Origin of the sequence: Mesorhizobium sp. M4B.F.Ca.ET.089.01.1.1, assembly GCF_004022605.1 — a bacterium.
GTDB classification, from domain to species: Bacteria; Pseudomonadota; Alphaproteobacteria; order Rhizobiales; family Rhizobiaceae; genus Mesorhizobium; species Mesorhizobium abyssinicae.
Genome location: NZ_RZOS01000213.1, coordinates 1 through 9,478 on the forward strand (window position 1 = coordinate 1; position 9,478 = coordinate 9,478).

Annotated in this window: 8 protein-coding genes and 1 pseudogene; all 9 read right to left on the minus strand. The window is 66.2% G+C overall.

The features are described from left to right. Positions 1–573, minus strand: a 573-nt coding sequence (locus EN780_RS19680; protein ID WP_128275058.1) for a sigma-70 family RNA polymerase sigma factor, incomplete at its 3' end; no start/stop codon positions are given. Next, positions 570–944 (minus strand): YciI family protein, encoded by a 375-nt coding sequence (locus EN780_RS19685; protein WP_127284727.1) that lies wholly within the window; start codon positions 942–944, stop codon positions 570–572. The genes EN780_RS19685 and EN780_RS19680, both read right to left, overlap by 4 nt. A 113-nt stretch (positions 945–1,057) precedes the next feature. Beyond that, the gene (locus EN780_RS19690; protein ID WP_128275059.1) at positions 1,058–2,149 is read right to left on the minus strand and encodes a DNA topoisomerase IB; all 1,092 of its coding nucleotides are present in this window, start codon (positions 2,147–2,149) and stop codon (positions 1,058–1,060) included. A 69-nt stretch (positions 2,150–2,218) separates the two neighbouring features. Continuing rightward, positions 2,219–2,962, minus strand: a complete 744-nt coding sequence (locus tag EN780_RS19695) for a hypothetical protein (RefSeq protein WP_128275060.1) — start codon at positions 2,960–2,962, stop codon at positions 2,219–2,221. Beyond that, a complete protein-coding gene (locus EN780_RS19700) occupies positions 2,959–3,828 on the minus strand; it encodes a glycosyltransferase family A protein (RefSeq protein WP_128275061.1) in 870 nt (289 codons plus the stop codon). Before EN780_RS19700 ends, EN780_RS19695 begins: the two co-directional genes overlap by 4 nt. Continuing rightward, positions 3,828–4,763: a glycosyltransferase family 2 protein gene (locus tag EN780_RS19705; protein ID WP_128275062.1), complete on the minus strand. Its 936-nt coding sequence runs from the start codon at positions 4,761–4,763 to the stop codon at positions 3,828–3,830. Before EN780_RS19705 ends, EN780_RS19700 begins: the two co-directional genes overlap by 1 nt. Before the next feature lie 124 nt (positions 4,764–4,887). Further along, a complete protein-coding gene (locus EN780_RS19710) occupies positions 4,888–5,772 on the minus strand; it encodes a transglutaminase family protein (protein ID WP_128275063.1) in 885 nt (294 codons plus the stop codon). 3 nt (positions 5,773–5,775) lie between these two features. Continuing rightward, on the minus strand, positions 5,776–8,187 hold the full coding sequence (locus tag EN780_RS19715; protein ID WP_128275064.1) for a circularly permuted type 2 ATP-grasp protein: 2,412 nt from the start codon (positions 8,185–8,187) through the stop codon (positions 5,776–5,778). A gap of 6 nt (positions 8,188–8,193) precedes the next feature. Continuing rightward, a pseudogene (locus tag EN780_RS19720) lies at positions 8,194–9,381 on the minus strand (transglutaminase family protein); the annotation flags it as partial. Between the last annotated feature and the right edge of the window lie 97 nt (positions 9,382–9,478).

Sequence of the window (9,478 nt, forward strand, 5' to 3'; positions counted from 1 at the left end):
GCCCATGGCGGCCACCGCCGCGAGCCGTTCCGAGCGCTCGACGGCGCCCGGCGTCTCGAACGGCACGCCGGCATCCGCGATGCGCGCCTTGGCGCGGGTGATGCGCTGCTCCATGGCGCTTTCGCCGACCAGGAAGGCGCGCGCGATCTGTTTGACGGTAAGGCCGGAGACGATGCGCAAGGCCACCGCGATCTGCTGCGTCGCCGGCAGGTCCGGGTGGCAGCAGATGAACAGGAGCCGCAGGATATCGTCGCGGTAGTGGGCGCCGTCGAGACGCTCGGCGATATCGCTTTCGGCATCCTCCAGGTCGGAGATCTGGTCCTCTTCCGGCAGCGGCGCCTGCTTGGACCGCTTGCGCACTGCATCGATGCCGCTGTTGCGGCCGACGAAGATCAGCCAGGCGGCGGGATCGCGCGGCGGGCCGTTTTTCGGCCAGTTCTTCAGCGCCCTGAGGCATGCGTCCTGGAAAGCCTCCTCCGCGGCGTCGAGGTCGCGGAAGTAGCGCAGCAACGCGCCCATCGCCTGCGGACGGGCGGTGCTGATCGCGGTGCTTATCCAGGCAAGCTCGGTCATGCGGGCACTCTGGCGGGATTGAAGATGGAAACCGGGCGTATCTCGTAGGAGCCGCCGCTCGGATTGACCTCGGAAAGCTCGCGCGCGAAGTCGACGGCCTCGTCGAGATCGGCGCATTCGAGCGTGTAGAAGCCGAGGAACTGTTCCTTGGTCTCGGCGAACGGGCCGTCGATGACGACCGGCTCGCCCTTGACCCTGCGCAGCGTCGTCGCCGCGGTTGTCGGCAGCAGGCGCGCGACCGGCCCAAGCCGCCCGGCCTGGGCGTATTTTTCCTGCACGTTGAGGAGTTTGGCCATCACCTCGTCGTCCTGTTCCTTGCTCCAGGAGCAGACGACGTCTTCGGAGGCATAGCAGAGGATGGCATAGAGCATGGCAAGTCCTTTCCGTATCAAAGGACGCGACAGTAGGGCCCTTCCCGACACAACGTCGATAAAAAAATTGCCGAGCGATCACACGGGCTTGGCTGCCCTCGCCGTGCCATCGGTCATGCGCAGCGCGCCTCAAGCCATCTCAGCACAAGCGTCTCCTCTTCGTCGAGGCCAGGTATCAGGCGTTTTCGCTTGCTGGCCTCAGCCATCTCGCTGAGCAGCCGCCCCTCCGACCAGGCTTCGAAGACCAGCGGATGGATATAGCATTTGCGGCAGACCGCACGCGTGTTGCCGAGGCGCTCGGCGACCTTGTCGATGATGCCGTTCATGACCCGCTTCATCTGCGCCTGGCTTCCCGGACGCTCGGTTTGCGCAAACAGCGACGCGGCGTGGATGGTGCCGCCCCAGGTGCGGAAATGCTTCGAGCTGAAATCCGCGCCGGCCGCGCCGCGGATGTAGCCGTTGACGTCGCCGGAGCCGACCGGATGCCGGTTGCCGTCCTCGCCAAGATACTGAAGCAGCTTCTGGCCCGGAAGTTCCTGCGCGCCGCGCACGATCCTGGCGATCCGGCGGTCAACCAGTTTCAGCTTCCATTCCTTGCCGGACTTGCCCTTGAAGGCAAACCGCAGGCTCGATCCCTCGATGTCGACATGGCGGTCGCGCAATGTCGTCAGACCGAAACTCTTGTTGTCGCGGGCGTAGGCGGCATTGCCGACGCGGATCATCGTGTTGTCGAGCAACCAAACGGTGGCCGCCACGACACGCTCCGCCGGCAGGCCGTGACGGCGCAGATCGGCGTCGATGCGGCGGCGCAGTTCCGACAGGCTTCTGGCAAAGGCGATCAGGCTCGAATATTTGGCGCCGTCGCGCTCGGCGGCCCACAGCGCATGGTAGCGGTATTGCTTGCGCCCGCGCTGGTCCCGGCCGGTCGCCTGGATATGGCCGCAGGCATCGGGCGAAATCCACACATCGGTCCACGCCGGTGGAATTGCGAGCGCCCGGATGCGCGCAAGCGTCGCCTTGGAGACCGGACGGCCATGGCGCCCGAGATAGGCGAAGCCCTTGCCCTTTCGCAGCCGACGAATGCCGGGATCGGCATCGCTGACATAGGTGAGCGATGCACGCTCGGCCGATTTCTGCGCGCCGTTCTTTTGAGTTTCGTCCTCGCCTGCCGGGCGTTCAGGGGCGGATTGCGGTCGTTGCAGCATGACGGATCCACGGAACTGGTCCGTAGATAAGCCGGCAACCGGCCGCTGGTTCCGCGATGCCTTTGGGGTTCACGCCGGCCGGACGTCCGACACATCCGCCATCCACAGCCCGCCGTCGTCGCTATGGACCGGAAAGTAGCCTCGCCCGGGCGGTATGGTTTCGAAAACCGCTCCGGAGTCATCCGCCAGATAGTCATAGCCGATGTCCTGCAGCCGGCGATCCGGATCGAGATGGTTGTAGAGGTCGCGCCGTGCCGCGCGCCGCCTCGGCTCGATCATCTTCAGATGATAAAGGTTGAGACCGCTGTCCCTGAGTTTGAGGCGGAGGTCTTCGGGGAACCAGGCACCATGCAAATCCGTCGACCGATAGCGATCCGGATGGTAGGCGCTGAACAGCCTGTGCTGCACCTTCTGCCCCCAGGGCCCGTCGACGCGGTAGCTGTCCGGCGTGTACATTTCCAGCGTCCGGAATCCCCAGGCGATGCGCCGCGACCGGCTGGTCAGTTGGCCAATTTGATCGGCGACCGCGTTTTCCAACCTCTCGTCGGGGTCCATTGCCAGGATCCAATCGGCGCCGGCCTCGAAGGCCGCGGCCAGCAGGGCACGCCGCCTCGTCGGCTCGCTGCTGAACACCGCGTCCGAACCACGATCGTCATATGCGATCCAGCCGTCCACGATCGGGTCGATGTTCGCGATCAGGCCCGGCACCAGATGCGCGTCGTAGCGATAGCTGAACACCGCGACGATCCTCCGTCGCGTCCCGAACCATCGACCGCGCCGCCGGCGTGGCGGCCTTATCTCGACCGTGATCATTGGCGCCGGCCCTTTTCGCCATATCTGGCACCGATGGCAGACCCCAGTGATTTGGCGAACAGCGCCAGCCACACGATTGGCAGCGAAAGCATCGCAAACGTCCTGTCCCTTCCGGACAGCCCTTGCTTGGCCAGCTTGCTCACGTTGCGGCGGTCCCGGAAAATCCTTCGAAATGGCCTCAGGGGCTTCTCGCCTTCGACGGTCCTCAGATAGGCGCCAAGGCGGCGGCCGCGGCGGTACTGGTCGGCAAGCAGGCGGAACAGGCTTGTCTCGTTGCGATGGATGGTGAGGACCTGCGGATCCCAGACCGGCTGCATCGCCTCGGGCAGCCTGGCCATGAAATCGGTGTCTTCCCCCAACGCCATGTGCTCGTCGAACAGCCCGTACAGATCGAACAGCTTTCGGTCGAAGGAGACGCCGTAGCGCAGTGCCTTCTCGGCCGGAAGGCCGGGCAAACGCCGCATGTACGTCACGAGGTGCGCCGCGCACGCCACCAGATTGCGCGGATGGCTGTTGAGGATGGCGCTCGCCACGGTCGCGGCGCCCTGCCTGTGATGGTGCAGGCGCACTTCAGCCCAGCGCGGGCAGGCCAGACAATCACCGGCGAGGAAGGCGATGAACGGGGCCTGCGTCGCCGCGATGCCGAGATTTCGCGCGCCGCCGGCAAACAGTCGCTGCTCGACCTCGACGACCCTCACCTTGAGACCGGCATTGTCGACAAGTGCCTGGGCATTGCCGCCGCCCGAATTCACGATGACGATCTCGAGCGGGATGTTCTGATCGAGCACCGACCGCACCGCGGCGACCAGTTCGGCGGGCGCCCGCAAACCAATCACCACGACTGCGAGTTCCGGTTTCCCGGCCATCAAGCGCTTTGCAACTGGATGCGCGGCACGGAAAAGCGGCGCCGCGCCGCAAGCTTGAACTGGTAGCGCATGCAACGCCAGGTGTCCGACGGCACCTTCGGCGCCGCCCTGGCCACGGCCAGGAACCGGGCCGCCGTATCCAGATCACCGCGCGCATAGTGGACACGCGCGATCTTCAGGGCGACGAGGCCTTCCCTGACCTTCAGCGCCGACTTCGCGATCCCGCAATCGGCGAGCCCGTGCAACGCCTGCCGCCATTCGAGGAAGCGCTTCGCCGGCTTGACCGTGAAGCGATCGTCGGAGCGTTCCGCCGAAACGAAATAGGTCATGACGGGTTGCGTGATGACGGCAAGCCGGGCGGTGCTGAGCACCTTGGCCCAGAACAACGTGTCCTCGTCATAGGCGAGCCCGGTCGGGAATCGCGTCTCATCGATCGCGCGCCGGGACACGAGCGCGCTTCCGACGGCAATCGAGCGTACATGCCCCTGGATATAGGCCGAGGCATTGGCGGTGCTGGCGGCCGTATAACCTACAGGCAGCTTGATCTGCCGGTCGACGCCGTCGGTTCGTCTGCGAAAGGCGCCGACCACCATATCGGCCCTCGTCTGCATATCGGTCCGGGAAAGCAATGACCGCAGCCCGCCGTCCAGATGCAGATCGTCGGCATCGATCATGTAGATCCAGGAGTAGTTCGCCTGCGCCAAAGCGAGATTGCGGGCTCCGCCCGCGTCCCTGCAATTGGACTGGATCACGCGCAACGGCAACGCGCACCGCGAAGCGGCATGTTCGGCAACGCTTGCTGTGTCGTCCGACGAAGAATCATCGACCAGCAGCACTTCACCGATGACATCAGCCTCTGGACGCAGCGATGCCAGCGTCCTCGCTATGGTCGCCGCCGCATTGTGTGCCGGAATGATGACGCTGACCGCTCTCAAATGGAAACTCCGCCGGTGCATGTTGCGCATCCGGCCCTACCGCCCCGAAGCGCAAGATAACGGCAGCGTCCGGATTTGAGAAGCAGTCTTTACGCCCCCCGGGAACCCCGGAAAGGCTTGCATCTCAAACCTTCTCGAGCATGACCGGGATGACGTCGACCGCTTGCTCGGCGGCCTGGCCGCCCGTTGTTTTCAGGACGCCGACGATCGGCGCCACGTCGGAATAGTCCCGCCCGTAGCCGACGGTGATGTGGTCATTGCTCGCCCGCATGCCGTTCGTCGGGTCGAATTCCTGCCAGCCGGCGTCGCGCCCGCACCACGCCTTGACCCAGGCATGCATGGCATCGGCGCCCTCGAGCCGGGGTTTGCCCTTCGGCGGTATGGTGCGCAGGAAGCCGCTGACATAGCCGGCGGGAATGCCGAGACCGCGCAAGCCAGCGATCATGATGTGCGAGAAATCCTGGCAGACGCCGCGTTTCAGGGCGAAAGCATCGCTGGCGCGGGTCTGCACGGTGGTTGCCTTGCCGTCATAGGTGAAGTCGCGCTGGATGCGGTTGCACAGGTCCATGACCGTGGCGACGGTCGAGCCTGCGAGGCTGTCTTTCGCATAGGCGGTGATCGCGGCATCGATGCCGGCATGATCGCTGGCGGCGAGGAAGTGATGCGGCGAATCGGGCGCCAGCGACCGCACGCCGCCGAGTTCCTCCCGCAGCCGCTGGAGGTTGGGCGAAACGTCGAGCCCGGGCTCGGGGCGCGATACCGACACGCGCGCGCTCATCCTGATGTCGAGCGCGTCATGGGCGTCGCGAAAGGCGAGCGAGGTGACGTTGTTGCCGAAGAAGTCGGTGAAATCAGAGCGCTCGCCCGGCGCCGGCGTGAAAGACAGCGAGGCGGCGACCACCCGCTGCACGCCCGCGATCGTCGGCGGCAGCACGCGAACCTGATGCCGGCCGCCACCGGCCGCGGCGTCATAGTCGTAGCTCAGATGAAGCCTGATGTCGTAGAGCATGCCCTATCCGAAATAGGCCTTGGCAAGGCTGTTGTAGAGGCCGCCGATCTCGTTGGCGAGATCGTCGATGACTTGCGCCGTCATGTCCGACGGCTCCATGACGGCGATCGCCGTGTTGAGCTGCAGGATTTCCTTAGCCGCCGGCGACATATGTCCTTCGGCGCCAACGGAAGGCAGCATGCCGATCTCCGCCTTCAATCGTTCGAGCTGGAACAGGATCGAGCGCGGGTTGAGCGGGTCGAGCGCCAGCAGATCGATCACCGTGCGCCGCCCGGCCTGCACCGGATATTGCCGGCGATGGGTCATGACGCTGTCGCCGATCTCCAGCATCATGTCGAGCGCGCCGTCCGGCGCGCCTTTCCTGGTCAGCCGGGCGAGCATGCGGGCGATCTGGATGCCGCGCTCCAGCCGCCGGCCGATTTCGAGGAAGCGCCAGCCGGTGAAGCGGTACATGTTCTCATGCAGCAGGCCGGAGAACCCGGCAAGCTTGCGCAGGATCACCGTCATCGCCCGCGTCGCGTCGTCGCCCGGCGCCACGGTTTTGGCGAATTGATGGATGGTCTTCGACAGATCCTTCAGCGCCAGCCAGCCGTCGGGCGAGAAACGGTCGCGGATCTGCCCGGCGCTATAGACGGCGCTGTCCAGCGTGCTGATCAGGCCGAGCGGGATCGCCGTCTCGACGTCGATGCCGAACGGTTCGAGATAGTCCCTGATGTCGGCGAGCAGCGGCGTTTCGGGGTCGGAGGTCTCCGCCAGCCGCACATGATAGGCGCGCAGCACGCGTGCCGTGTCTTCCGAGCGCTCGATGTAGCGGCCGAGCCATGTCAGGTTCTCCGCGGCGCGGCTGGGCAGGCTGCCAGGCATCGAGCGGGTGAAGCTGTCGTGCTCCTGCGGCAGCAGCGTCTCGCGCTCGACCGGCCGGTCGCTGACCACCCACACATCCGCCGCCTGGCCGCCGCGCTGCATGGCGATGGCAGTCGCGTCTTGCGAAAAGCCGACCCGGGCAAAACCGCCGGGCATCACCGTCCAGCCATCCGGCGTGCGCGCCAGATAGACGCGCAGGCTTGCCGGCCGCGGCTCCAGCCAGCCACCGATATAGACGGGCGTGGTCGAAAGCGTCACCGCTTCCTGGCCGACGAAGTCGCCGCCGCTGTCCTTGATCCGCGACACCAGTTCGGCCCGTTCGGCATCGGACAGAGTCGAGCCGAGCCTAGTCGCATCGTCGTCCTCGAAGGCAAGCCGCGTCGACAGCGCCGGACCGACCACCATGCGGTCGAGGTTGGCAAGCACGTGCTCGCGCTCGCTGTCCTGTCCGCACCACCAGGTGGCGACGCTCGGCAGCAGCAATTCCTCGCCCCGCAATTCCCGCGAGATCCTCGGCAGGAAGGAAAGCAGCGCCCGCGTTTCCATCAGCCCCGAGCCGAGCGCATTGACGGCCGACACCGTGCCCCGGCGGATCGCTTCGACCAGGCCGGGCGTGCCGATCTGCGAATCCGGCCTCAGCTCCAGCGGATCGGCGAAGGCGGCATCCAGCCGCCGCCACAGCACGCCGACAGGCTTCAGCCCCGAAACGGTGCGCACCATCAGCTTGCCGCCCGAGACGGTCAGGTCCTCGCCTTCGAGCAGCATGATGCCGAGATAGCGCGCGATATAGGCGTGCTCGTAATAGGTCTCGTTGAGCGGCCCCGGCGTCAGGATGGCGACGCGGCCGCCGGTGTCGTTGGCCATGCCGATCAGCGCGTCGCGGAAGCGGCGGAAGAAGCCGGCCAGCCGATGCACATGCATTTCGCCATAGATGTCGGACAGCGCGCGCGTGGTGGCGACCCGGTTCTCCAGGGCGAAGCCTGCGCCTGACGGCGCCTGCGTGCGGTCGCCCAGCACCCACCAGCGGCCGTCGGGCCCGCGGCCGAGCTCGAAGGCGAGCATGTGGAGGAAATGGCCGCTGGCCGGTTTCGTGCCGACGACGGGCCGCAAATATTCCGGGCTGGCTGCGATCAGGCCCGCCGGCAGGATGCCCTTCTCGATCAGCCGGTTCGGTCCGTAAATGTCGGCCAGCGTCTCCTCGAACAGGTCGGCGCGCTGCACGAGGCCGGCGCTGATCGCCGCCCATTCCTGTTCCTCGATCAGCAGCGGGACATGCGCCAGCGGCCATTCGCGCTCGTTGGCGCCGGCCTTGTCGTAGACCCGGTAGTAGACGCCGGCGTCGCGCAGATACTGGTCGGCGCGGGCAAAGCGCCGGGCCAGCTTTTCAGGACCGAGGTCCTCCAGCGCCTCGAGGAAGGCGCGCCAGGCCGGGCGCGGATTACCCGAGGCGTCGACCATCTCGTCGACGACGCCGTCGATCGGCTGGTAGTGCTCCAGCAGACTGTGCGTCAGCGGCTTGCCGCCTATCTTCTTCTGATTCCCCTTCGCCATCGCCGATCAGAGTCTCGGGGGCCGCCTGAGGTCAAGGGTCATCGGGAAATCTTCAGAGGCTTCTTCATTGTGCAGCACATAGCCGGACGGTGTATGGCCGCGCGGCTCGAAGCGGGCAAGCCGCCGCGCCTCCGCCTCGTTGCCATTGACCGGAAAGGTGTCGTAATTGCGCCCGCCGGGATGGGCGACATGGTAGACGCAGCCGCCCACCGCCCGGCCCGACCAGCGGTCGTAGATGTCGAAGACCAGCGGCGTGTTGACCGGCAGCGCCGGATGCAGGCCGGAAGCCGGCTGCCAGGCCTTGAAGCGCACGCCCGCGACCGCGACCTCGCGGTTGGCCGTCACCTTCATCGGCACGACGCGACCGTTGCAGACGATGGCGTGACGCTCCGGATTGAGGCCCTCGGTCTTCACCTGCAGCCGCTCGACGGATGAATCGACGAAGCGCACGGTGCCGCCGATCGCGCCCTGCTCGCCCATCACATGCCACGGCTCCAGCGCCTGCCTGAGTTCCAGCTTGACCCCCGCATGCTCGACCTCGCCGCAATACGGGAAACGGAATTCGAGCTGCGCGGCGAACCATTCGGGACGGAATTCGAAGCCGTTGAGCTTGAGGTCCTCCAGCACGTCGAGGAAATCCGCCCAAACATGATGCGGCAGCATGAAGCGGTCGTGCAGCGAGGTGCCCCAGCGCACGAAGCGGCCGTCGAGCGGGTTCTTCCACGCACGGGCGATGATGGCGCGCACGAGCAATTGCTGCGCCAGGCTCATGCGCGCATTGGGCGGCATCTCGAAGCCGCGGAACTCGACCAGGCCGAGCCGGCCGGTGGGGCCGTCGGGCGAGAACAATTTGTCGATGCAGATTTCCGAACGGTGGGTGTTGCCGGTCACGTCGGTGAGCAGGTTGCGGAACAGCCGGTCGACAAGCCACGGCAAGGGTGCTTCGCCCTTGTCCGGATGCGGCACCTGCGCCATCGCGATCTCGAGCTCATAGAGCGAATCGTGGCGCGCCTCGTCGAAGCGCGGCGCCTGGCTGGTCGGTCCGATGAACAGGCCGGAGAACAGGTAGGACAGCGATGGGTGCCGCTGCCATTGCAGCACCAGGCTCTTCAAGAGATCCGGCCGGCGCAGGAACGGACTGTCGTTGGGCGTCGCGCCGCCGACCACGACATGGTTGCCGCCGCCGGTGCCGGTGCATATCGAGGGCTACGGCCCGCCGCACGACCCGCGCCTTAACGTCATCCGTGTCGCGCCCGATCCCGGCGTCATCGAGGTCAACATCCATCCCGCC

What these genes read in the sequence shown, in the direction of transcription:
- EN780_RS19710 (WP_128275063.1), bottom strand. Translation starts at nt 5,772, where the DNA reads ATGCTCTACGACATCAGGCTTCATCTGAGCTACGACTATGACGCCGCG.
- EN780_RS19690 (WP_128275059.1), bottom strand. Translation starts at nt 2,149, where the DNA reads ATGCTGCAACGACCGCAATCCGCCCCTGAACGCCCGGCAGGCGAGGAC.
- EN780_RS19695 (WP_128275060.1), bottom strand. Translation starts at nt 2,962, where the DNA reads ATGATCACGGTCGAGATAAGGCCGCCACGCCGGCGGCGCGGTCGATGG.
- EN780_RS19685 (WP_127284727.1), bottom strand. Translation starts at nt 944, where the DNA reads ATGCTCTATGCCATCCTCTGCTATGCCTCCGAAGACGTCGTCTGCTCC.
- EN780_RS19700 (WP_128275061.1), bottom strand. Translation starts at nt 3,828, where the DNA reads ATGGCCGGGAAACCGGAACTCGCAGTCGTGGTGATTGGTTTGCGGGCG.
- EN780_RS19715 (WP_128275064.1), bottom strand. Translation starts at nt 8,187, where the DNA reads ATGGCGAAGGGGAATCAGAAGAAGATAGGCGGCAAGCCGCTGACGCAC.